The organism is Ignavibacteriales bacterium, assembly GCA_026390815.1.
In the GTDB taxonomy this organism is placed as follows: domain Bacteria; phylum Bacteroidota; class Ignavibacteria; order Ignavibacteriales; family SURF-24; genus JAPLFH01.
In genome coordinates this window covers 61610-86335 of the sequence record JAPLFH010000049.1, presented here as the reverse complement: position 1 = coordinate 86335, position 24726 = coordinate 61610, and the positions used below count along the sequence as shown (strand labels likewise).

The window sequence follows — 24726 nt, the reverse complement described above, 5'->3', positions numbered from 1 at the left end:
TTTTATTTCTCCTTTTTTACTTTCAGTATCCTGTATTGCAGTTATTTTTTCATGATACTGAGTTTGTGCGCGGACGAAAGCAGCATTTTCTGTAAAAACTGATTTCTTTGTTACAAGGAAATCATCAGCCGCAATTTCCATCCTAAAAATATTATTATTCCTAAGATCCATGGTTTCACCTCAGATTTATTTGTAAATAATTAATTAAGGGCAGTTCTAAAAATAAATTTCTTATAATATCGTCTGTTAACTTTTTTTTGTCAAAATATTTTAAAATTTTTTCCATCTTCCACCTGCCTTTGCCGGCAGGCAGGTTATCCGTCAATCCCGCTAGCGGGATCAATCATTGCGATTTGCCGCGCTATGGTTTTCTTTTATCGCAATTTCCATTTTTAATTTTATTGCAGTCCGCCTCGGCGGATTATTTCTCTATAATATTTTTATACATTAATATAACAGCCTACTTTTATTATTCAAAACTTTTTAATGAGTTGGCGGACGGACATGAACAACCGACCTGCTGATTATGAATCGTTTTATGGGGTAAAATATTGCGGATTTAAGTGATTATTGAAGAATAAATGCACTGAATTTGTATAGTTTTATGTAATTTCACGGACAAAACACGGACAGTTTTTAAAGATATAAATTAAATATTAATTCGATAAAACCATTCTTGAACGTAAAAAAAATACGCTCTAAATTAACAATTATTAAAAGTCATATAACAATGTATATTGTCCTTCAACTATTTTAAGATTATTATCTTGTAGTCTTTTGCAAACTTAATTTATTTTTTCTAACTTCATTTTAGAATTTCGGAGATAATTTTAGTGCGATTTCCTTCAAAAAAACTTACTTTCACATTTATGATTTCATTCTCTTTAATTGATATAAAGATTCTTAAAGGTTAACGCTAATATTATTTAAAAGGAAAAATGATTAAGGAAATATTTACACAACTTTTTAATTCTAAAAACGAAACAGAAGTTGATACGGTAATTGAAAAATATCCCGAGATATTTCATCAGGCTAATTGGCATCCTTATGGTGAAAATGAAAGTTATTTTGGCGTAATTGAAAATCAACAAGCTTCACCTGTACCCGCGTTAATTGAAAAAATCACAAATTCTATTGATGCAATATTAATGAGAAAATGTTTAGAAGCCAACATTGATCCAAAATCGCAAGACGCACCTAAATCGATGGAAGAGGCTATTCAAATGTTTTTCCCAAAATATAAAAATTGGGATATGACTTCTTTTAGAAAAGCACAATCTGAAAATATTCAGATAATTGCGGATGGATATTATAAGGATAGAGCTAAGGATACTTCATTGATTATCTATGATGATGGGGAAGGGCAAAATCCTGTAGATTTTGAGAAAACATTTCTTTCTTTATTAACTGGTAATAAAAATGAAATTCATTTTGTACAAGGTAAATATAATATGGGAGGAAGTGGTGCAATTGTTTTCTGTGGAAAGAAAAGATATCATTTAATTGCTTCTAAAAGATATGATGGAACTGGTGAATTTGGTTTTACCTTAATTCGCCAACATCATTTTACAAAAGAAGAAGAGGAAAGGAAAAAGAATACTTGGTATGAATATTTTAAAATAAATAACAAAATTCCTTCATTTCAAATTGATGAATTAGAGCTTGGGTTATATAATAGAAAATTTAAATCCGGTACTATATTAAAACTATATTCTTATGAACTCCCATCGGGATCAAGGTCCGTAATCTCTCGCGATCTAAATCAAAGCATAAACGAATATTTATTTGAGCCTGCTCTGCCCTTATATACAATAGATAAAAAAGAAAGATATCCTGATGACAAAAATCTCGAGAGAGATTTGTATGGATTAAAGCGAAGGTTGGAAGAAGAAAAAGGTAAATATGTTGAAGATTATTTTCTTGAATCTTTTGACGATAAAGAAGTAGGAAAACTAAAAATTACTTGTTACGTCTTTAAAACTAAAATGGATGGCAAAACAGCTAAAGAAAGTCGTGAATCAATCGGGAGAGAATTCTTCAAGAATAATATGTCTGTTTTGTTTTCAGTTAACGGGCAAGTACATGGGCATTTTACTTCTGAGTTTATAACACGAACATTAAAAATGCAGCTATTAAAGGATTACCTTCTCCTCCATATTGATTGCACTAATCTAGATTATGATATAAGATCCGAGCTTTTTATGGCATCAAGAGAAGGATTGAAACAAAGCCAAGAAACTTCCATGCTACGGGAGATTATTGCAAAAGTTTTATTGAAAAGTAAACTTATTGAAATTTACAAGAGAAGGAAAGATGCGATTTTTTTCAGAGGAGTAGATAAAAATGAACTACTCAAATCTTTCATAACAAATTTACCTTTTAAAAGCGAACTAATAAAGGACTTTAATCAAACATTCAAACTGCAAGAAAAGAAAATTAACTTTAAACAAGAAAGTAATAATTAATTTAAAATCATGCAGTTTGATAAATTATATTGATTTTATTAATAGGTTTTTCTATGAATAATGCAATTGAATACCCAGAAGCTTGGAAAATATTTGTAGATTGCGTCAGAAAATTTCCTGATAATAAATCCATTTGGGTATATGGAATACCGAATCCTCAAAACAAAAATTCATATTTATATTCAGATTGTCCAGGAAAACTTTTTAACAATTTTAAGAATCTTTTTTATAAAAGCCCACAAGAAGAAATTGCCGAATTTTATGAATTTATAAATTGGTTAGAATGGCAAGAGGGTAAAAAAGGAAAAAAATAATATCTTAGCCAAAGCACTAAAATTTAAATACTTTTAATAATCCTTTTTATTAGGAATGATCGCTCTAATCCCTCCACGAGGATTTAAAATATCATTTTTATATCTAGGAATAAGATGAATATGTGCTTGTAAAATTGTTTGACCACCATACTCACCTATATTTATTCCAACGTTGAATCCATCGGGATTATATTTATTTACAATAATAGCTTTAACTCTATTTAAAACAATAAGACAAGCGGTTTGTTCGTGATTTGATAAATCAAAAAAATTAGAAATTAAACGTTTTGGGACAATTAAAGCATGACCAATTGAAACAGGATATTTATCATATATTGCAAATGCTGTTGCCGATTCGGTTATCAATTCTCTTACTTCTTTTCCATTAAAAAAGGGACTTGTATTTTGCTGGCAAACATTTAGAAAAGTGAAATGCTGATATTCATAAATTTCTGTATTTTCATTTTTAAAGATACTTTTGAATGGAAGAATAATATCACATTGATAAGTTTTTACTTTATGCTTAGGATTAAACAAAAACCCATTTCTTTTTATATCCCTTCTTACAGCAAAGTAAGCTTTACCACCCAATTTTAATAATTCCGATATTGACATTAAAACATGAGATTGTTCTTCAGGAAGAAGCACATTCAAGACATAAAAGCATATTATAGTATTAAATTTATTTTGAGGATAATTTGGGAAATAAAATGGATCATAACCTACAACATTAATATTTAATTTTTTTAAATGATCAACGTCTTTTCCTAAACCACAACCATAGTCCAGAATATCACCTACTATTAATCCCTTTTCAAAGAGAAATCTTAATGGTAAAGAAGGATATTTTCTGTCTTTAACTGTCAAATGAGAATTGGGATTATCTTTTGATTTATAAATCATCAATCAAATTTCCAATTGGCAACGAAACCCATGTTAATAGCAATTTGCATATTTGGTTTGATATTATCAGCTAATATCCCGATAAATCTTTTTCTGCTAAACAAATAAATATTATTAAGGTTTTCATTAAAAATGATCGAATAATCCTCAAGCATTTTTTTACTAATTGACTTAGTTTTCATTGCAAATTGAAAAGCAGAATATTGTAAATTTAAAAATCTTTCTAAATAAATATCAGAAGGAATGTTATCACTTTTAGAAGAATTAATTGCAGGAATTACTGGCAATAAATTCCACAATTGGTCATGTGCAACAAAACTCCAAGGGATGTAGTGATCTATGCTTATATTATTTTTATACAATATTTGATTTGAGTAAATGCATTTTACATCAGTGAAATTATCGAGATATAATTGCCAATAATTTTTAGCAATCGTTAATTTTCTGAGTAAAGGGGGGAATAATTTTTCTTGCAAGTTAGGAACATTTGGGTTATTCTTTTGTAAATATTTTATCAAATGCCAAAAGGTAAATCCTTTTGCTATACTTAAATGAATTAGTAAATAATCAAACCATTCATTATTTAAAATGATTTTTGTCTTTTCAGTCGAAAATTTATAAATGGGCATTTCTGTTGGATGATTAAAATTTTTATTTGCATTTGAATGTATAATTTTATTTTTGTCATTATCAGCTAACCCTCGTAGTTCATTATTGTACCATGGGGATAAAAATCTAAAAGGGACATATCTTCTTAGCTCATATAATAATCGGTTGATGAATCCTTTATTACTCTTATCCTTCAAATGATTTATTAGATCATCTTTGCTAATGTCTTTTTCAAACTCTAATTCATTCTTTAATGCAACAACTATTTTCTCTAATTGATCTTGTTTACCGAAAGAAAGTTTGAAGTAATTTATTGGATACCACACACATGCAATCATCTCAATTAAAATATCTTCTATAAATATTTCTTCTTTGTTGGATTTTTTAAGACATTCAAGGATACCTAAAAACCAATAAAACTTATAAGAGTTGGTTGTATTATCAAAGACTGCTGAAAGATATTTAATAGGAAGGGTATTTGACACTGGTAGTTTCATATCCAATTTCTTAAACTAATTTTCTAAAGAAATTATCACATTTTAGAAAGTTTTGATAGATAGTTTTATATAGCGGGTAATTTTTTTTTACATAACTCAAGTCTTCTTTCCCCAAAATATTTAATACGTTCTGCAACAATACTTTACTGGCAAGCATAATTACTGAAGATACTTTTTCACGATTGTTTAATTCATTTTTGTAAATGGGTGTAGCATAATAAACATCATTAATTATCTCTGATAGTTTTTTATTTAAATCCGAATACGATTTGATGTTGATTTTTTCTCCCCTATATATCCATTCAACACCATCTTCAAAAAATAATGAATCGATTACAAGCTTGTTTAAATTATCAATATGAACTTCTTTTAAATTTTTTAATTCTCTTAGAACAACTCTGTCGTCCGTTATATTCTCATATACAAGGTTAATTTTTTCTAATTCTTTCAATTCATCTGTTATTTTTTCAGAACTTTTATTAACCGCATATAATATTGCTTCATTACATTCTTTTGAAATAGTTTTGGTTTTTACTAGTGCGTTACTATTAAAGATTATATTTATAAAACCATCAATTTCAGCCTTCGGTTGCAGTACAATTGGAGAATCAGATATTATATATTCAAAAAATCTTGGTGTGCCTTTGTTTATATAAACTGATTTAGCTGAAACAGGTGGGAAATTGAAATATTCTTTTAATGCAGGGACAATGCTATCGGTTTGTATAAGGGAATTTTCAGCTTCATTAAGAGCTAAATCTAAATCAAAGTCCGTTCCCTCAAATAATACATAACTATCAGAATAATCTCTATATCTTAAGACTTGTTTTTTAAGTAGTACCTCCAATTCTTGGTTCATATCTGAAATATTTAAGGCATATTTACCATATATTTGCAAAAACTTTTTATTTATCCTTGCACCGGTGGGAGCAAAAATATTTAACAAGCCAATAGTTTTTATTATTTTTTCTTTAGGTAGAGATTCTTTTTCAAATAGTATTTCTGTCCTTTCAATAGAATTTTTTATTACGGTCCATTTTATAAAATCAGGATTTGCTTTAGAAGATAAAAGAGAATAGAAGTTATTTATTAAATATTCATAGACGTTTTCGAGATTAAAAAATCCCATTATACTTGTTAAGTCATTTGTTTCGAGAAATGTAAATAATGATCTTTCATTTTGACCATACTTTTGTAGTGCCTTTGTAAAAACACCTATTGAAATCAAATCAAAAGGAAGAAGTTGCTTTGCTAAATCCTTTGTAAGATTATTATTGAGCGGAAACACCCTTGATTGTATAATCAAATCATAAAGTATATCAAATTCAATTGAATGGATATTCTTTCTTTTACTTTCATAATATTTTGAAGCAAGATATAGTAATTGTTCAACAGGTTCATTAAAAGGAATTTCAAGTAATCTACCCTTTACCTTTTCCCATTCATTTCTTGCAGAATCTTTAACCTTTAAGCGATAAGAATCAAATCCTTGATGTAATGTTGTTAAGAACAGAATGTTTCGTGTGGGATGATTAGCAAATTCAGCTAATCTTTGTATAAGATATAATTCTTTTTCGGGTTTATTTTGTGAAGCAAATTCTAAAAATTTTCCAAATTCATCAATAGCTATTAATAATCCTTTCCCTTTTTCATTAAGGCTCTCATATTTTTTTTCCAACACTTCAAAAATATTTTTTTTCGAATTTATTTTAAGAGCACTCCGGATCTTTTCATCAATAGATATAAAATCTCCCACAATATTTAAATACTCATATTTAATTTTACCATTAAACGTTATTGGAGTTTTAAAGAAGTGTCGATTGTTTTGGGAGATTTGTTTTTCAAGGGCTAAAAGAAAAGAACTCTTTCCTGTTCCATACGATCCGACTAAATAGAATGATTTTATACCCTTCGATATATTTTTATTAAGATTTTCAATTACTCTCTCAGCGTTTGCCGTGGGGATGTAGTTGAACTCTTTATCTTGATCACGTATAATATCGATTGATGGTGAATAGTTATTTCTTTTCATAATACTTTCTTAGTATATCCCACTTATTCATTTCATGTTTAATTTGCAACACTCTTATACCAGCATCATCTGTAAAAGTAATATTTTTATATGACTTTATTAAAGCATTTATTTTATCAAGTAACCCTTTTGAACTTAGAGCGAAAACATTGCCTACACGATTGAAACCAAAATGCAATTCGTCAAAAGAAATTGATCTGTTTAATTTTTTATAATCTAAAATTGCGTACAAAATTAATTCTTTAGGTATCTCGTTTCTATCCTTATTCTCTATTTTATACCATTGATAATCATCATCTTCAAATTTTTTCAATCCCTCTATTAAGTCAAGATCAATAAATAATCCACTGAACATTTCCTCTAAATTTTTATTTGCTTTCTTAGGACGCAAATAATTACGGAGAAAAACTGTTATATCTCTTGTAATAGTATTTTCACTTACTGATGTTTTTGTTTCAGCACATTTATGTATTAAATAATTATGTAATTGTTTCTTGCTAAATTCGATTCTTTGTTTTCTAAATTCATTAAATACTAAAGAATATATTGAAGCAATATTTTCAGTAACTAAATGATAATGTAATAACCATAATGTTGTAATATCTTCTAAAGTTCGATCAACACCATCTTTACCAAAAATGAATTCGGCTAGTTCAGAAAATTTGTTCGTTTGATCAACGAGTTGGAATGATTTCATCCAATAATTAATAGCGTTAACCATATTCTTTCCAACACCAAGTTCAACTGTTGCTTCTTCATCGAATTTATTCCCCTCTTTAATAAAATCATAGCCTTTTCTTAACCATAAAGCACGACAATGAAAGGAGTCATGACCTGAAAATTTAAGTTTTGACATAAAATAATTCATTTAATTGCTGACAAATATAAGAAATACTACACTAAGTAATTATATCCATTACCAGAAATAAATGGAATTGATTTAAACAAAAGCCGCATTAAGCGGCTTCTGTGAATAAATCTGTTTTGTTTATTTGATCGTAACTTTCCATAACTTCTAATTTATCTTCCCGATCTTTAAGAACTGTAAACAATTCTTCAAGGCAAGAATGCAACTAACAAAGCTGTGAAGCAGACAACTTTTCGATTTCCGTTTTGGAAGTTGTACCAAGGATTTTTTGAATGATAAGAGTTTTTATTAGCAATTTTTTGGACAGCACTAAAACGGACAGTAAAGCCCCTTTGTAAATGAAGAATTTATCACCCACACAACAAAATAGCCTAAAAACGCACTATTTTCTATCATTGATTGGAATAAGTGTATCATTGAGATACTGCTGCTCTTTATTGAAGGACTGTGAGATGCTTTTGAAGCATTGTGATATGTCGTTGAACAACTGTAACCTGCCATTGAAGCGCTGTTAGATGTTGTTGAATAACTGTAATTCGCCATTGAACAACAGTGAGATATCTTTGAAATACTGCGCTGTTGCATTGAACAATTGTTAATTGCCATTGAAGAATTGTAAGTGATTATTGAAGCGTTGCGTGATGGCTTTGAAGAATTGTAACCTTGCTTTGAATGACTGCAAATCCTCTTTGAAGTCCTGCAAGGCAATTTTGAAAAACTGTTATTTTTAATTGTATGAGTGTATGCTTGCTTTGAAAAATTATGATGCATCATTGAAGCGATGATATACTGTAACTCAGCTAATGCAGTTTTAATAAAAAGCATCTTGATCATGTTCTTAATCATAATCATTCTCTCCCAAGGGGATGCTTATAGCATTAATCCTACTCTTCTTTAGTAGATTAAAATAAAGCATAAGAGAAAGATCAAGAGCAAGAACAGAAGTAAGAAAAAGATTGAGGCTGAAGATTAACTTTTGCATAAGAGAAGTTATTAGTTTAATTCTTTCCCTGTTTTATTTAGAAAAAATTTATTAAATTTCTTTCAGATAAAATAATTCATTGTTAAATTAAAAAAGGAATCATTTCATAATATACTGCTACTGAACTTTTAAGTATAACCTTTCGAAAGGCATTGTTAAAATATGGATTCAGTTATCAGCCATTCAGTCAGCAAATATTTATTGTTATTATTTTTTCTTTTTTCCATTCTCACAAATCATTCTTATCCCCAACCGAATGAAAATAATACACACACGCCTATCAGTTTCAATCAAGTTATTAATGATGGTAAAGAACTTGTTCTAAGCCCACTGCGTTGGGAACAGAATGATTGGTTGACTTTTGGTGCTATTGCTGGTGGTACAATATTGTTAACTACAATTGATTTGAAGATGCAAGAGGAATCCCAGGAACTTGTACACAACAACAACTTTCCGATGAAGCTGGGCAAATGGACAGGTGAACCAATAGCAATTTTTAGTATTGCCGGAGGCTTTTATTTACTTGGAACAGCATTTAAGGATGAAACTGCTAAACAAATTGGATTTGAAATTACAGAATCCTTTATTTATTCCGGAGTAATTGATGTCCTCCTGAAAGCTTCATTTGGAAGATTTCGCCCTTATACACAAAAAGGGAATGGAAACTTTCATCCATTTACTTTTATGAACAACGATCGTCTTTCTTTTCCTTCCGGGCATTCAACAGTTGCGTTTTCTCTGGCAACAGTTATTGCCTCTCACACAAATAATTATTTCCTTAAAGCAATAATCTATACTCCGGCTATTCTAACTCTTTACCAAAGAGTATATTCTAATCAGCATTGGACATCAGATGTTTTTGCTGGCGCAGCAATTGGTTACTTTGTCGGAAATTATATCATTAATAAGCATAAACAAGAAAATGCAAATGGAGATAAATACTCGTTTGGATTTGACCCAAATGGGAGAATAAACTTTTCCTTGAATTTTTAAATTACAAATATTTTCATCTAACAAAATCAGACTTCTCAAATCTATTTTTTTAACTATAGCATAGTCTAATTCAATAAAAAGTTTATTAGAAGAAAAGAATCTTCTAACTTTATTTATTATTTTACACGCTGTAATGAATAAATTTTTTAGTGGGTGTATGAATTACAAATTACATTGTTACTCATTTCTATTATTACTTCTGCTTTTTAATCCAGACCTTTCTGGCAGTAATCAGAATTACTTTTTTCTCAGCAGTAAAATGATGGTTGAAAATATGACTGTTCGACTTTCGCAAGATTGGGTTTATTATCCTGGTGATAAAAAAGAATACTCAAACCCAAATTTTGATGACAGCTCTTGGGAAAAAATTGATCCAGCATTACTTTCAGAAAAGATCCCTGCAAAAGGTTGGCAGAAAGTTGGTTGGTTTCGGTTGCACATAAAAATTGATTCATTACTCATGGATCAAACTTTGCGGATAATCTTAATGCAGTCTGGTGATGCAGAAATTTATTTTGATGGTAAATTTGTATGCAGCATTTCCGATTGGAAACATCCCAAGACAATTAAATTTGGAAATAAAACCGATCATGTAATTGCTGTACGATTTACCAATAATGCAATAAATAAATTTCACTTTGCTGGTTTCCCCGGTGGGTTCTATTTATCTGTTGCCAGCTTAGAAAAAATAATGGAATATAATTCCTACGAATTATCCAGGTTAATCTCACAACAGACTTTTTTCACCGCCTTTACATTAGCATTTGGACTTCTTCATTTAATATTATTTTTAAACTACCGTCGATATAAAGAAAATTTAATTTATTCTCTCTTCCTGTTTGTTTATGCTTTATCATTATTCTTTGATTATCAATCTCTTCTTTCTGTAAATTTTAATGAACAGTTACTTTATATGCGACTTCACAGAGGATTGATGCCTGTTGGCAGTTTGCTTTCACTTCTGTTTTTATATTACATTTTTCAGCCAAAACTTTCTAAGCAATTCTGGATAATTTCTTTCCTATTATTTATAACTGGTTTTTTTGCGGTTATGAAACCGAACCGAAATTTCCATTATTTGATAGCTGCACAAGGATTACTGTTTATTGAATGTTTAAGAGTTGTAATTTCTGCGATGAGAAAAAAAATGGAAGGTGTCTGGTTAATTGCTGCGGGTTTTTCTATCCTGCTATTTTTCTCACTTTACGATTTTTTAGTGGATATTGATTTAATCAAGCAAATTGGAAATATAGAAAATGGCTATCCGTTCGGTACAATTGGATTGTTTATTTTCATGTCAATTTATATCGCAAAGAGCTTTGCTAAAACCAATCTTAAAATAATTGAACAGGAAAGAATTGCTAAGGATAAAGAGATTGAGAATAGATTACTTGAAGCAGACAATGAACGTAAAACAAGAGAACTGGAAGATGCCCGTAAATTACAATTATCGATATTGCCACAAACAATACCTACATTCGATAATATTGAAATTGCCGCCGGTATGCGTACGGCAACGGAGATTGGTGGTGATTATTATGATTTCCATACTTCAGATGATGGTACTTTAACCATTGCAATTGGAGATGCAACTGGTCACGGTATGAAAGCCGGGATTATGGTTACACTGGTTAAAAGTATGTTCGATTCGATGGCACATACTTTTTTCATTCCGGATTTTTTTAACCACTGCACAAAAAAAATCAAGCGGATGAATATGGGAAATTTGTACATGGGAATGACATTAGTAAAAATTAAAGGGAATAAGCTTGTAGTTTCATCAGCTGGAATGCCGCCAATCTTAATTTATAAAAAAGCAGAAAGATCTTTGGATGAAATCATTTTGAAAGGAATGCCAATGGGTGCCGTTATAGATTTTTCGTATCAACAGGAAAGAAGAGAATTAGCAAGTGGTGATACTATTCTTTTAATGACTGATGGTTTGATGGAATTGTTTAACGAAAGGAAAGAAATGTTTGGTTATGAAAAGGTAAAAGAAATTTTCAAGGAATCGGGCGACAAATTGGCTAACGAAATTTTGCAAAACCTTTTTAATATTGTAGAAGATTGGAAACAATCTAATTCCCTGGATGATGATATAACTTTTGTAATTATTAAGATGAAATAATTTTGGAGTTAATAAATGATCATCTCGATAAAAAATATTAAACGCATTTTTAATGAGAATGCTATAATAATTGCAATCGCGTTGATTTCCGTTCTTATCCACTTCTTTGTAAATGCCTTTACTGCTTATGGAATTTTTAGAGACGAACTTTATTACATTGCTTGCAGTAATCATTTAGCTTTTGGATATGTAGATCAGCCGCCATTATCTGCTTTGATTCTTTTTTTTAATAATTTTTTCTTAGGTGATTCACTTTTTGCAATGCGAGTTCTTCCCGCCCTGGCAAATGCAGGAATAATTATTTTAACTGGATTGATGGCTAAAGAATTCGGCGGAAGTAAATTTTCTATACTCCTTGCTGCTGTTTCCGCAATAACGGTACCGGTGTATCAAAGTATTTGTAATTTCTATTCAATGAATTGTTTCGATCTATTATTCTGGGCTGCATGTTTTTATTTACTAATAAGAATTATTAAGACTGATAAGCAAAAACTGTGGATCGCATTTGGTATTGATGTAGGATTAGGATTTCAAAATAAACTTAGCATACTATTCTTTTGCTTTGGAATTTATATCGGACTGCTCTTTACTGCACAAAGAAAATTTTATGCAAACAAATGGTTTTGGTATGGGAATATAATTGCAGCACTGCTTTTCATTCCAAACATCATTTGGCAAATTGCTAATAATTATCCTACGCTGGAGTTTATACATAACGCAACAGTTCTTAAAAATGCTCCGGTTAGTTTCATTGGTTTTCTTAACGGACAGGTAATGCTAATTAATCCTGTCAACATTCTTATTTGGCTGCCGGGTTTGCTTTACTTATTTCTAAATAAAGAATTCAAACAGTACAAAGTATTTGCAATAGGTTACATCCTGATATTTCTTCTTTTTGTATTCCAGAACGGAAAACCATATTACTTAAGTCCATATTATCCGGTTCTTATTGCTGTCGGAAGTATTGCAATCGAGAAATTAACTATAAAAAAATATTTGAGTTGGCTGAAACCAACTTTGCTATTCTTCCTTATTGTTGGCGGATTACTAAGTTTACCAATTGCATTGCCAATTCTACCACCGGAAACTTTTGTAAAATACTCGGATGCATTGGGAATAGAAAATAGTGGTGAGGAAAGGGACAGTCCAAGTAAATTGGGGCAGCACTTTGCCGATATGTTTGGTTGGAAAGAGTTGGCAGATAGCACAACAAAAGTTTATAACACATTAAAACCAGAAGAGAAAAAACATTGCGCAATCTTTGCCCAAAACTATGGACAGGCTGGCGCCATCGATTACTTTGGAGTAAAACTGGGATTGCCAAATGCAATATCCGCACATAATAATTATTGGCTATGGGGACCATCTAATTGGGATGGGAGTGTTCTCATTGTAATTGGCGGTGATGAGCAGGATTATAAAACATATTTTAAAGAATATTATAAAGCAGGAATAATTGATCATCCTTATTCAAGATCCTTTGAAAGGAATTTACCAATTTGGGTTTGCAAGGGGATGAAAGTTACAATGAAAAGAGTTTGGCAAAGATTAAAACATTTTATTTAAAAAATTAATCCCAAGAAACGTATGTTGGGAAGATATAACTTTTCTTTAATTTATATTCGGCTCATTTATAAAAATTCTTTTTCTTGCTTCAGCCAGGAACTACGGCAAGAAAAGAAATTATTCAATTCTATTCCCAATAATTTTATTTTTAAACGAACCCAAAATTCAACAAATCGCTAAGAATAAATAAAAACAGTTTAATACATTCAACCAGTAAAACAAGTATAACTGTTACTTTATAATTGTTGTCAATTCCAATATTACTAAACCTAAATCAATATCACCTTCAATAGAAATTCTTTGTTTTGCTTCTTCTTTTGAAATATTCTTTGAAAACATTCTCCAGGCGGTATCAGCATTCATTACAACTTTTGAGGAATAATCTAAAGTATCTCCAACAAACAACTCCCAAGAATTATTCTTTTTCAAAAACCATTTACCTTTTGAAATATCTTCAACTTCCAGAAATACTATTGCATTTATTTTATCAGGAAACACTTTTTGATAAATATTTGGCAACCCTCTAACAAATGTATCTATTAATGGGTAAATCCATTTCTCGTCCGACAAGAGTGGTTTGCCAATTGCTTCTCTTATTTGTTGTTGGTGATACCATTTCTCAGTGTATTCTCGTGCAATATCAAACCAATTTTTTGATCTTTCTTCGCCAGCCCAACCAACACTAAATAATGCTTCATCATTCATATCTAATGAATTCAACAATTTTGACATTTCTATTTTTATATAGTTTAGTAAATCAATTAACACACCTGGACTTAATCTCTTTGATATTTCAATCCAAGTGTTATTTAAGTAATTAATATATTCTACAAGCTGTTTATAGTTTTCAATTTGCTTACCATATTTTGGTGGAATTAATTTATCTCTTTGATAAGATATTCGCCTTAAATCAGTGTCTATTAGATGAGCAACAATATCTTTTACATTCCATACGGAACTTGATGTTGGATAGTTCCATTCATCAGCAGATAAATTTTTCAATAATTCAATTAGTTCTGTATATAATTCAGGGAAAAGATGTCTTACTTCTATTATTTCTGGTTTCTTCATAATTTTTTAACAGTATAACGCTTATTATTTTTATTACACAATAATTAAACTAATCTTAGGCAATTTCAACTTATATTTCTCTATAAAGATAAAGGATTTCTCATTCACCTGTTACAAGCGGATAATTTTTAGCGACTGCTAAACCAAGGTTTTGTGGATCGGCTACCCAGAATCCATAATTAGTAAAAGCAGTTTTAAAATAATCAACGCCTCCCTTTCTACCCGGCTGAGAAAAAATGTAACTATAACCCCACATACTCCAGGAACCAAAAGCAATATTTTTTGCATCATACCCCAACAGGCGGAGATAAGCCGCCAAGAATGCTCCCTGCTGACCATTCAAGCTGTAAATAACAACCGGCTTATCAGAAGGAATAGTTTGCAAATAAGATGTACTCTTCAAATCCGAAATTGGATTATAAAAAACAGAACCGGCTGGATGACCTGCAGGTCCGTACATATTAATAGCTCCGCCAACATATAAAAACTCTGGTCCATAACACATTACATAGCAACCGGTAAATTTGTTCAATCCATAATCAAAATAATTTGTAAACGTTTCTTTCAAAGTTGTTTTTACAGGATCGTATCCTTCACCCAGCAATAAAGTAATCCGTTCCTCAAGTTTATTTTCAATCGGAAAGGTATCATCCGAATAATTTATTCCCGGAAGTGAGTAAAAAGAATTCTTCGAATAAGTAAAATCATTATTGTTTCTAACTGAATAATGACTCCTTGCTTTAATCCAATCATCTGATAAAGATTTGTTCCATTGCGCAATTCCGAAATTAAGAGAATATACATTGTTCAATCCCCATAACCTTAACAAGCAGGTAATAAATGCAGCATCCTGCCCGCTTTTACTTACAATTACAATTTTAGGAAATTCAGATGAATTAATACTTTTTAAAAATGTAAGTAAGTCTTTTGGCTGAATGTTTTTTGAACCTTCTATATGTCCGTTTACAAATTGCGTTTTCTCCCTGATGTCAATAATTAAATATTTGTCTTTATTTGAATAAAGTTCATCAACGGAAACCAGAGCTGGATTTTCAGCAGAATTTATAAAATTACGATTCAACTCAACGTAAACTAAAAGCTCAGCAGAATTATTAAATCCCGGTGCAACAGGTTGATTGGAATCCTTAAGACAGCCGGTATAGAAAAAAGCAATCATTCCTGTAATTAAAAGAAGAATTGTACCGGGTAATTTTATAGTGAAATTCTTAATCATTCTGCTTTTATAATTTTTGATTTTGTAAAACCAATAAATAATCCAATCACATTATTTCCGTGAACATTCCAAACCACTGTAGACGCACCTTGAGCAAAAACATTTTCGATAGGTTCATTACCATTCTTAGTTTTAAAATATTCCAAAAACTGTTTATCAAATGAATAGAAGCGCATATAATACCGGCTATGGTATTGATACGGTTGATATTTTATCGGTATATCAGTCGTCCTTATCAGAACATTTTCCGGTTTATCCGATTTTGCAGTTTTTAACTCATAGAATTCTGCTGCCTCATCAGAAATGCTGCTTGCGGTGTAAGCAATAATCCAGGTTGTGCCAATCACTTCATCTTTATTTGCCAATATACTGCCGTTTAAATAACCACCAGCAATGCTGGCTCTTTGTGCTTGCGGTTCCAAAGGAACATACGTCTTGGAATATATTTGAGTTCCATTCCACTTTGCAAAAAGTTCGTAAGATTTACCGGTTTCAATTATAATATCTTCAGAGGATTTATAAATTCCATCTTTTGTATAAGCTAATGGAATTATCCTTTTACCATCAACCTGCAAATATGTAATTACATCTTTCAATTCTGCTTTTTCAATTGTATAAACCTGGTTATGAGGTAAAGTACGGGTAAAGCTTACACCAGTAAATACATTGTTCCCTTCAAGTTCAGCTTTAACAACAACCGTTTCTATGTAAGGAAGATCATTCTCAATAATATCTATTTGTTCGCAGGAAACGAAAGCGAACAGAAACAAAACTTGTAAAATATGTTTGAAGTTTTTAACCATATTAAAACTTTATATTTACTCCCAAAGTTGGAATGAAAGGAAATAGTGTTAACTGTTTTAGTTTTGGAATTCTGTCCGTTCCTGAAGCGCTGCTATTAGTTCCGGCAGCATTATCATATGAAATATATTGTGCGAATGCATTCTTCCTGTTGTAAAGATTAAAGAGATTTAAATAAGTCTCAAATGCAAGATTGGAAAATGAAAACTTATATGATGCGCTAAAATCCAATTTGTGGTAGTCCGGCAAGCGGTAAGAATTGATTCCTGAATTGTTAAATTGAATTTTATCCGTCGAACCAATTCCAATATCACCAAACTGATATTGACCGGTCGGAACAGTATAACCTTGTCCTGACGCGTAAGTCCAGGTTATACCGCAATTAAAATTTTGTGTAAAGTTATATGTAAGAACAATTGAAATATCGTGTCTTCTATCGTATCGAGGATAAAAAATATTTCCACCATTAAGTTCATCAAATTTTCTTTTTGTCCAGGAAAGTGAATAACCGATCCATCCCATCAAATCGCCGGCTCGTTTGTTAAAGAATAATTCCATTCCGTAAGACTCTCCCTTGCCGGATGTGAACTGATCTTCAATCGGTTTACTTAAATCCTTATTTTTTATATTACCAAACTCATATAAGTCCTGCATCTCTTTGTAATATCCTTCCACAGAAAATAAATATGCCTGGTTATCAAAATATGATTCTACTCCAAACACATATTGCAGCGATTTGCTTGGATTAATATTAGTAGTAGAAGGGTACCACAAATCAGTAGGAAGTGAAATATCGTTCCTGACAATCAAGTGAAGAAACTGATGAGCAATGGCAAAGGCTCCTTTAATAAAAATATTTTCATTTAAAGCGTAGGTTGCAGAAAATCTTGGTTCAGCTCTAAAGTATTTGCTCTTGTTGAAAAAATATAATCGCACACCTGCATTTGTAGTTAAGAGCGGAGTAATTTGTAGCTCATCCTGAAAATATATTGCAGTTTCAAGAGATAAATTATCTGTCCCGATTCTATCATCATCCTGAAGTTCAGGATCATAATAATCGCTGTAAATTAATCTGTATTTATGCAAAGTAAGTTCTATACCGGATTTGATGGTATGTGTTTCATCAAACATATACTCCACTGCTCTTTTAACTATAAAATCCTGTAGCTGCGAAGAAGAGTAATAATCGCCGGAACCGGAATTATTATTTTTATCATTTAGTTTAGAAGTAAATTCGTAACTAATAAAGCTAAACCATGTGTTAGAAAAAAGTGATTCATTATTTATATTCAGCCAGTTAAGACTTAAAGAAGCGTTCTGCCATTGAATATCATAATCAATGTCTTTACTGTTTGTTGGACTGTAAAGATTATCTTTACCGAACATACCACTGACAAAGATTTTCGAATTTTCGTCCAGGTTATAATTTATCTTTGCATTCAAATCGTAAAAATTATACCTGGGTAAGGTGCTGTTTTTATTAAAGCTATTCTGAATAAAATCATAATACATTTTTCTACCGGATAGCATTATGGTAGATTTTTCATTTACAGGTCCCTCAATCATAAAACCGGAATTAATAAGTCCTAAACCTAAAGATCCTTTTGTTTTTTGCTTTGTACCGGAACGTAACTTAATATCAAGTACACTTGAGAGTCTTCCACCATACTCAGCCGGAAAGGCACCTTTAAGCAGCCGGACATCCTGAAGTGCGTTTGAGTTGAATGTACTTGCAAAATTTCCAAGGTGAGATGGATTATATAAAATAACACCATCAAGCAGAGTTAAGGTTTGATCCGGAGAACCACCACGTACATAAATTCCATTGGATAACTCGTTGGCAACTTTAACACCGGGAATGTATTCCAGCGATTTGAAAACATTTGCTTCACCGCTAAGTGAAGGAAGCTGCTTAATAATATCCGGAGATATATTTATTGTACTAATTTCTGTTTTAGTATTTCTTTCACCTTTTATCGTCACTTCCTCAAGCGTTATGCTTTCTTCATTCAACTGAACATTTAACCTTATGTTTTCAGTAGTCTTTGTTACTTCTACTCTTTTTACTTCCAGTTTGTAGCCAATATTTCTGAATGCAATGAGATAAACTCCATAATCCATTTCAGGCAAAGCATAGAAACCATATTTGTTAGTAGCAGTACCTTTTAGTGGAATAGAAGTGGAAATAAGACTGTCTTTATAAACAACTAAATTTGCGCCTATAAGAGGTTCTCCGGTGGATTGATCTGAAATTAATCCGGATATTGTTGGTTTATGAGTTTGGGCAAATAAACTTAAACTTATTTGAACACAGAGTACTAATGTTAAGAATTGTTTCATCAACCGTTTTATTCAGCTAAGTAAAAATTTTTCAAAAAAAAAAAAACTCATAAGTTGAGATGAATTCAAATATTTTTCGTATTGAATATAAGAAAAATTTTATAAGTTTGATTGGTATGAGAAGATTTTTTACATAATGGAAAATTGCTACCAATAAATTGTAATATCCAATAGTGTATCATATGAATTTAAATACTTATTTGTTTATTTGGGGTTTGTTGATGTCATTCTATTTTAACAACTTTAGCCAAACGCCAATTCCATTTCAAAAAACAACCATAAACAATTTTTATAATTATATCGCAATTAATAGTTGCAAGATGTGGATTTCTAACAAGGGTTACACTTATAATCCGGGCAAAGATGAATATGGGTTACAATGGCCTGGAGGAGAAAAAGCGAATAAAACTTTAATAGCTGAAGATGGTTTGGTGTGGGGCGGAATTGTTAATGACAAAATAAGGATTAATGGCGATGGAGGATTACAACCTGGAAAGATACTCTTTAACGGAAATCCGGATGATTCTTCATTAAAAAAGTATCGTGTTTATAAACTAAATAAAGACTGGGAACAAATTCCAGAAGGACCAATTCGGGTCAGTTATGGAAATGATTTTCTTGAATGGCCTGTTGAAGATGGCGCACCTTGGATTGATATTAATAAAGATGGAAAATATACTATTGGACAAGACAAACCGGATTTTCTTGGCGATGAAATGCTTTGGTATGTTTCCAATGATTTTGACTCTCTTTATTCCTGGTGGTCATCTAAACCAATAGGATTGGAAATCCAAACTACCGTTTTTGCTTTTAACAAACTTGATTATTTCGCCGACATTATTTACAAAAAATATAAAATTGTAAATAAGAGTAAGCAGTACGTTAAAGACATGTATTTTGGTTATTGGGCTTATTTAAATATTGGTGATGGAAGAGATGATTATTGTGGATGTGATACAACACTAAATTTGGGTTATGGTTATAATTCTGATGGGAATGATATTGAATATGGAAATACTCCACCTGCTGTTGGTTTTGAATTTATTAATGTAACGCCCAAAACAGCAAATAGTAAATTTATGTCTTCATTCGCTCCATTTGTTAATAATACTGTTTTCCCCGAACCAATGTATCCTGATGAATATTATAATTGCTTACAGGGTAATAAAGCAAATGGCTCAGATTACAGAGATCCGCATACAGGTAAGACAACTAAATTTCCCCTTGCAGGCGACCCGGTAAACCACATAGGCTGGTATGAAGGAAATGGCTGGCCTAATCCACCTAAACCTGGTTTTAGAAAAATAATTATGACTACAGATGCTTATAATATTGCGCCCAACGATACAATTGAAATTGTAATAGCAATAATTGTTGGCAGCGGAAGTGATAATCTGAATAGTGTAACTAATTTAAAGAAAAAAGCTGCCGTAGCTAAAACATTGTATGATATGAATTTCAAAACAGCACAACCTCCACCTTCCCCAATACTACACACGTACTCAATGGATAGGTCGTTTAAACTGTGGTGGGAAGATAATGCAGAAAACTACGATGAAAGAGATCCATTCCTGCCAATAGATAACAAAATAGATTCCACTTACACATTTGAAGGATACAGACTTTGGCAATATGAGGATAAGAATGGCAACAATCCAAAACTTTTAGATGTTTACGACATCAAAAATAATATTGATGTTATTAACGATATGATTATGGTAAACGGTAAATATTTTCTTGCACCTGTTATTGTTGGTAACAATAAAGGTTTGAAAAGAGAAATTACTATCTCAATTGATTATTTTCATAATTATCTTGCGCTCAATAATTACTCACCTTATTATTTTGGGGTTACTGCTTATGCTTATAATGAAAACAGTACCCCATCTTATCTGGAAAGCCCTCACAAAGTAATAGAAGTTATTCCGGGTCAGAAACTTATTGATGTTACTTATCCTTACACAGTTGATGATGCTGTTATTGCTTCCCAGATTGTTGGCAATTCCGATGCCTGTATAAAATTTAATATTATTGATCCCACAGCTTTAACAGGGGACTTATACCAGGTTATTCTGAATGGGAATGATAAGAATTTATCATACAACCTTTTCAACAAAACTAAAAATGATACACTTTTAAAAAATCAAAAAGAGTTTACAGCGGAGATTACAGGCAAAAAAATAATTGATGGTTTTATTCTTTCTGTTCAAAACCTTGGGAAAGATAGCATTGCTGCAGCTAATACAAAATACAGGATGAAATCTATCCTTGAAATTAAAGGTCCTGGTGGAACCACTCTTACTCAACCGATTGATGTGATAAATAATTTAAGTTCCTCCAGCAAATGGATAATAAAAATAAAAGGAGCAAATAAAAGATTAAACTGGCAGGTAAATCCAGCCGATGAAGGTTTAGGATATGATGATTACGAAATTCGTTTTGATGGAACATCAAAATATTATCCCAGTGGTTATGCACATTCATTCAATCCGATCCTGAAAAGCGATACACTAAGCGTTGATACTCTGCCTTTTGAAGCCTGGTGTATTGGAAGAGATCCAAATACAACAGATGATGATTACCGGCTTGCAATTAAAGTACTGGACTATGACAGGCAAGATTCCAGTAGAACTATACCGGATGATAAGTGGACTCAACTGGATAACAATGATTGGGAGGAATTATTTGCATACAAACCGAATTTCGATCCGGCTGATCCGCCTCAGCTTGCAGGTATATCAAAATTCCCTGATCATAAGTTTGGTTCACTTTCTATAAGCGGGAGTGTACCGGATCCGGGAACTGTAATCCGGATTGTTACTTTCAAACCAATTACCGGCGGAGATATTTTCGAAGCAAAACTTACTTCAGCAAATTTAAATGATAAAGAAGCGGCAAAAAAAGCTTTAGATGAAATAGGTGTTTTTCCAAATCCATATTTTGGGATAAATGATTTTGGCGGAAACATGAACCAGGATTTTGTCCGGTTCATAAATCTTCCCAAAGCAATTACTATTAGAATTTATGATCTTGCTGGCGCGTTTATTAAAAAGATCGAAAAGAATAATTACACACAATACTTAGATTGGGATTTAACAAATTTTGATGGCACACGAGTTAGCAGCGGAATGTATATTGCAATGCTTACTATGGATGGTATTGGAAATAAAGTTTTAAAAATTGCTTTGGTTATGGGTAAGAAATACATCGATAGATAATTATCCTAATTCTTTATCAGGTAATAATTGCTTGAAATTTCTAATTGAGAGAACAAATATTCTTTTAGGTTCAACCCGATAAATTATTCTATATTCACCCTCAAAGATTTCACGAATTTCTTCTCTGTTTGCTTCCGGAACTTTTCTTCCTCTTTCCGGATATTCAGATAACTTTTCGACTTTGCTAAAAATTCTTTCAATCATTTTATAAGCGGCGGTACTGTTATCTTTTGAAATATATTCAAAGATATTCTCCAACCTTTCTACAGCTAATGGCGCCCAGAATATTTTCACTTTTAAGACCTTTTAGTAAATCTTTTCTTAACTGCCAGATGAGAGATTTGCAGACCATTATTAATTTGTCCTTCGGCTAATTTGATGTCTTCCAAAACTTCAATTTTATCAATCATTGCTTCATATTCAGAAACATCCAACAATATTGCGGCACTCTTGCCATTTTGAGTAATAATTAATGGTCTCTTAGTTTTTTTAACTTTGTCAAAATAAAAAGCAACTTTTGAACGAAACTCAGAAAGAGGTTGAATATCTTTATCTAATTGTATTCTGTACATAAATACTCCAAATTTTATATTGTGCAGATAAACGTACAATATTTAGCACAATATATCAACACCAGAATATTTCCTTTTTGTGGTATAATGGCGTTCCTTGACAGCCGAGAAAAAATTCTATCTTAACAAAATCATCTTTTTAGTTTGGATAAAATTATCTGTTTTTAATTGATAAAAATAAATACCGCTTGCAATATTATTACCAACAAATTCCACTTCATAATTTCCTGCTGGTTTTTCTTCATTAACTAATGTTTCAACTTCTCTACCTAAAAGATCAAATACTTTTAGTGTAACTAAAGCCACCCCTTGGGGGAGGTTGGGTGGGGCTGTGTATTTTATTTTTGTACTCGGGTTAAACGGATTTGGATAATTTTGTTGTAGCAAAAATTCTTGCGGTTTAGTGTTGTTATTATCTTCTGTAATAAAAGTAACACCTCCGTTTGTGGTTCTTAGGATTTGGCCACCCCCTCCAACAGCAGTACCGTTGTTTGCATCAATAAAACAAACACCATACAAAGCGTCACTTGTTCCACTTGGTTGCGCTTGCCAGCTTTTTCCACCGTTTGTTGTTCTAAGGATTGTCGGCGGAAATAAAGTCCATTCGCCATTACTACCAACAGCTGTTCCATTATTCATATCTGTAAATGATACGCTATATAACATGCCTATTGATCCGCTTGATTGTGCCTGCCAAGTAATTCCACCGTTTGTTGTTCTAAGTATTGTACCTCTTGCACCAACAGCAGTCCCATTATTTACATCGGTAAAGAAAACACCATTTAACCATGCAGTTGTCCCGCTTGATTGTGAAGTCCAGGTTGTTCCTCCATCTGTCGTTCTGAGTATTGTACTGCCATCACCAACAGCCGTCCCATTATTTGCATCAGTAAAAGAGACACTATTCAACCATTCTGTTGTTCCGCTTGATTGTGAAGTCCAGGTTGTTCCGCCATTTGTTGTTCTGAGAATAGTACCAGAACCACCAACAGCCATTCCATTATTTGCATCGGTAAAAGAGACACCGCTCAAATAGTTTGTTGCTCCGCTTGATTGTAAAGCCCAGGTTGTTCCGCCATTTGTTGTTCTGAGAATAGTACCAGTACCAACAGCCGTCCCATTATTCGCATCGGTAAAGGAGACATCATACAAAGTTTTTGTGGTTCCGACTGTTTGTAAAGTCCAAGTTGTTCCGCCGTCTGTTGTTCTGAGAATAGTACCAGAACCACCTACCGCCGTTCCGTTATTTGCATCGGTAAAGGAAACACCCAAAAAATACATACCTATTCCGCTTGATTGTGACAACCAAGTTGTTCCCCCGTTGGTAGTTCTAAAAATTGTACCGTAATCGCCAACAACTGTTCCGTAGTTTGAGTCGGAAAAAGAGACGGCATGCAAACTCAAAGTTGTTCCGCTTGATTGAACTTTCCATGTTGTTCCTCCATCTGTTGTTCTGTGGATTGTGCTACGGCTAATAGCTGTACCGTTATTTGCATCAGTAAAGGATACGTCAATCAAATCTTCTGCTGTACCGCTTGTTTGTGTTTGCCATGTTGTTCCACCGTTAGTTGTTCTGAGGATTATGCCTCCATCACCAACAGCCGTTCCATTATTTGCATCGGTAAAAGAGATATCATTCAAAACGTTTTTTGTTTCAATTGTTTGTGAAGTCCATGTTGTTCCTCCATCTGTCGTTCTTAGAATTATACCGACCCAAGCTGTTCCATTCCAACCAAAACCTACAGCCGTCCCATTATTTGTATCCGTAAAGGATACACCATAAAAATAGTTTGCAGTCCCGCTTGATTGTGCTTGCCAGGTCGTGCCGCCGTTTGTGGTTCTAATAATTGTACCTGCCCAACCTACAGCCGTCCCATTATTCGCATCGGTAAAGGAGACATCATGCAAAGTTTCTGTGGTTCCGCTTGATTGTAAAGCCCAAGTCGTTCCACTGTCTGTGGTTCTGAGAATTGTGCCAACCTCACCAACAGTCCAGCCAACTGTTGACGAAATAAATTTTATACTGTAAAGTTCATTTCCTTGTGGTAATGGGTTTTGCCAAAACCATTGTGCATTTGTAATGCTAACAATGTTTACAAAAATTATAAATACAAATATTCTTTTCATAGTAAC

Annotated in this window: 18 protein-coding genes; 6 read left to right on the top strand and 12 right to left on the bottom strand. The window is 32.1% G+C overall.

Annotated elements, in window-relative coordinates:
• The first annotated feature begins 938 nt into the window (after positions 1-938).
• Complete coding sequence (locus NTX22_15635) at positions 939-2465, top strand: hypothetical protein (GenBank protein MCX6151957.1); 1527 nt, start codon at positions 939-941, stop codon at positions 2463-2465.
• Positions 2466-2518: 53 nt separating this feature from the next.
• Complete coding sequence (locus NTX22_15630; GenBank protein MCX6151956.1) at positions 2519-2779, top strand: hypothetical protein; 261 nt, start codon at positions 2519-2521, stop codon at positions 2777-2779.
• 33 nt (positions 2780-2812) lie between these two features.
• Here NTX22_15630 and NTX22_15625 read toward each other — a convergent pair whose 3' ends face one another.
• The 5 genes from NTX22_15625 to NTX22_15605 all read right to left on the bottom strand — a co-directional run bounded on the left by NTX22_15625 (position 2813) and on the right by NTX22_15605 (position 8534).
• Complete coding sequence (locus NTX22_15625) at positions 2813-3682, bottom strand: bifunctional class I SAM-dependent methyltransferase/HIT family protein (GenBank protein ID MCX6151955.1); 870 nt, start codon at positions 3680-3682, stop codon at positions 2813-2815.
• Entirely contained in the window at positions 3682-4788 is a 1107-nt protein-coding gene (locus tag NTX22_15620; protein MCX6151954.1) for a hypothetical protein, read from the bottom strand. The genes NTX22_15625 and NTX22_15620 overlap by 1 nt, the downstream gene beginning before the upstream one ends.
• Before the next feature lie 10 nt (positions 4789-4798).
• Positions 4799-6820 (bottom strand): hypothetical protein, encoded by a 2022-nt coding sequence (locus NTX22_15615; GenBank protein MCX6151953.1) that lies wholly within the window; start codon positions 6818-6820, stop codon positions 4799-4801.
• Complete coding sequence (locus NTX22_15610) at positions 6807-7676, bottom strand: DUF4007 family protein (GenBank protein MCX6151952.1); 870 nt, start codon at positions 7674-7676, stop codon at positions 6807-6809. The genes NTX22_15615 and NTX22_15610 overlap by 14 nt, the downstream gene beginning before the upstream one ends.
• A gap of 321 nt (positions 7677-7997) precedes the next feature.
• Complete coding sequence (locus NTX22_15605; GenBank protein MCX6151951.1) at positions 7998-8534, bottom strand: hypothetical protein; 537 nt, start codon at positions 8532-8534, stop codon at positions 7998-8000.
• A gap of 298 nt (positions 8535-8832) precedes the next feature.
• On the opposite strand from NTX22_15605, the gene NTX22_15600 reads away from it, so the two are divergent.
• From NTX22_15600 to NTX22_15590, 3 genes are all read left to right on the top strand, one after another.
• The gene (locus NTX22_15600; GenBank protein MCX6151950.1) at positions 8833-9663 is read left to right on the top strand and encodes a phosphatase PAP2 family protein; all 831 of its coding nucleotides are present in this window, start codon (positions 8833-8835) and stop codon (positions 9661-9663) included.
• Between the two features lie 157 nt (positions 9664-9820).
• Positions 9821-11791, top strand: coding sequence for a SpoIIE family protein phosphatase (locus NTX22_15595; protein ID MCX6151949.1), 1971 nt, complete (start codon positions 9821-9823; stop codon positions 11789-11791).
• Positions 11792-11806: 15 nt separating this feature from the next.
• Positions 11807-13357, top strand: coding sequence for a glycosyltransferase family 39 protein (locus NTX22_15590; protein MCX6151948.1), 1551 nt, complete (start codon positions 11807-11809; stop codon positions 13355-13357).
• A gap of 231 nt (positions 13358-13588) precedes the next feature.
• Here NTX22_15590 and NTX22_15585 read toward each other — a convergent pair whose 3' ends face one another.
• From NTX22_15585 to NTX22_15570, 4 genes are all read right to left on the bottom strand, one after another.
• Positions 13589-14428 carry a maleylpyruvate isomerase N-terminal domain-containing protein gene (locus tag NTX22_15585; protein ID MCX6151947.1) on the bottom strand — a complete coding sequence of 280 codons (840 nt, stop codon included), beginning with the start codon at positions 14426-14428 and terminating at the stop codon, positions 13589-13591.
• Between the two features lie 100 nt (positions 14429-14528).
• Positions 14529-15662, bottom strand: a complete 1134-nt coding sequence (locus NTX22_15580; GenBank protein MCX6151946.1) for a rhodanese-like domain-containing protein — start codon at positions 15660-15662, stop codon at positions 14529-14531.
• On the bottom strand, positions 15659-16465 hold the full coding sequence (locus tag NTX22_15575; GenBank protein ID MCX6151945.1) for a hypothetical protein: 807 nt from the start codon (positions 16463-16465) through the stop codon (positions 15659-15661). The genes NTX22_15580 and NTX22_15575 overlap by 4 nt, the downstream gene beginning before the upstream one ends.
• 1 nt (position 16466) lies before the next feature.
• A complete protein-coding gene (locus NTX22_15570; GenBank protein ID MCX6151944.1) occupies positions 16467-18803 on the bottom strand; it encodes a TonB-dependent receptor in 2337 nt (778 codons plus the stop codon).
• Between the two features lie 221 nt (positions 18804-19024).
• On the opposite strand from NTX22_15570, the gene NTX22_15565 reads away from it, so the two are divergent.
• A complete protein-coding gene (locus tag NTX22_15565; protein ID MCX6151943.1) occupies positions 19025-22021 on the top strand; it encodes a T9SS type A sorting domain-containing protein in 2997 nt (998 codons plus the stop codon).
• Here NTX22_15565 and NTX22_15560 read toward each other — a convergent pair whose 3' ends face one another.
• The 3 genes from NTX22_15560 to NTX22_15550 form a co-directional block, all read right to left on the bottom strand.
• A complete protein-coding gene (locus tag NTX22_15560) occupies positions 22022-22315 on the bottom strand; it encodes a type II toxin-antitoxin system RelE/ParE family toxin (protein ID MCX6151942.1) in 294 nt (97 codons plus the stop codon). It abuts the gene before it with no gap.
• Between the two features lie 2 nt (positions 22316-22317).
• Complete coding sequence (locus NTX22_15555; GenBank protein ID MCX6151941.1) at positions 22318-22593, bottom strand: type II toxin-antitoxin system Phd/YefM family antitoxin; 276 nt, start codon at positions 22591-22593, stop codon at positions 22318-22320.
• 117 nt (positions 22594-22710) lie between these two features.
• Positions 22711-24720, bottom strand: a complete 2010-nt coding sequence (locus NTX22_15550) for a YCF48-related protein (GenBank protein ID MCX6151940.1) — start codon at positions 24718-24720, stop codon at positions 22711-22713.
• Positions 24721-24726 lie beyond the last annotated feature (6 nt).

Bases quoted from the DNA above. Each gene is read 5' to 3' on its own strand.
- NTX22_15570 (MCX6151944.1), bottom strand. From the start codon at position 18,803: ATGAAACAATTCTTAACATTAGTACTCTGTGTTCAAATAAGTTTAAGT.
- NTX22_15625 (MCX6151955.1), bottom strand. From the start codon at position 3,682: ATGATTTATAAATCAAAAGATAATCCCAATTCTCATTTGACAGTTAAA.
- NTX22_15585 (MCX6151947.1), bottom strand. From the start codon at position 14,428: ATGAAGAAACCAGAAATAATAGAAGTAAGACATCTTTTCCCTGAATTA.
- NTX22_15580 (MCX6151946.1), bottom strand. From the start codon at position 15,662: ATGATTAAGAATTTCACTATAAAATTACCCGGTACAATTCTTCTTTTA.
- NTX22_15550 (MCX6151940.1), bottom strand. From the start codon at position 24,720: ATGAAAAGAATATTTGTATTTATAATTTTTGTAAACATTGTTAGCATT.
- NTX22_15590 (MCX6151948.1), top strand. From the start codon at position 11,807: ATGATCATCTCGATAAAAAATATTAAACGCATTTTTAATGAGAATGCT.
- NTX22_15610 (MCX6151952.1), bottom strand. From the start codon at position 7,676: ATGTCAAAACTTAAATTTTCAGGTCATGACTCCTTTCATTGTCGTGCT.
- NTX22_15635 (MCX6151957.1), top strand. From the start codon at position 939: ATGATTAAGGAAATATTTACACAACTTTTTAATTCTAAAAACGAAACA.
- NTX22_15605 (MCX6151951.1), bottom strand. From the start codon at position 8,534: ATGATTAAGAACATGATCAAGATGCTTTTTATTAAAACTGCATTAGCT.
- NTX22_15630 (MCX6151956.1), top strand. From the start codon at position 2,519: ATGAATAATGCAATTGAATACCCAGAAGCTTGGAAAATATTTGTAGAT.
- NTX22_15555 (MCX6151941.1), bottom strand. From the start codon at position 22,593: ATGTACAGAATACAATTAGATAAAGATATTCAACCTCTTTCTGAGTTT.
- NTX22_15600 (MCX6151950.1), top strand. From the start codon at position 8,833: ATGGATTCAGTTATCAGCCATTCAGTCAGCAAATATTTATTGTTATTA.
- NTX22_15620 (MCX6151954.1), bottom strand. From the start codon at position 4,788: ATGAAACTACCAGTGTCAAATACCCTTCCTATTAAATATCTTTCAGCA.
- NTX22_15565 (MCX6151943.1), top strand. From the start codon at position 19,025: ATGTCATTCTATTTTAACAACTTTAGCCAAACGCCAATTCCATTTCAA.
- NTX22_15595 (MCX6151949.1), top strand. From the start codon at position 9,821: ATGAATTACAAATTACATTGTTACTCATTTCTATTATTACTTCTGCTT.
- NTX22_15615 (MCX6151953.1), bottom strand. From the start codon at position 6,820: ATGAAAAGAAATAACTATTCACCATCAATCGATATTATACGTGATCAA.
- NTX22_15575 (MCX6151945.1), bottom strand. From the start codon at position 16,465: ATGGTTAAAAACTTCAAACATATTTTACAAGTTTTGTTTCTGTTCGCT.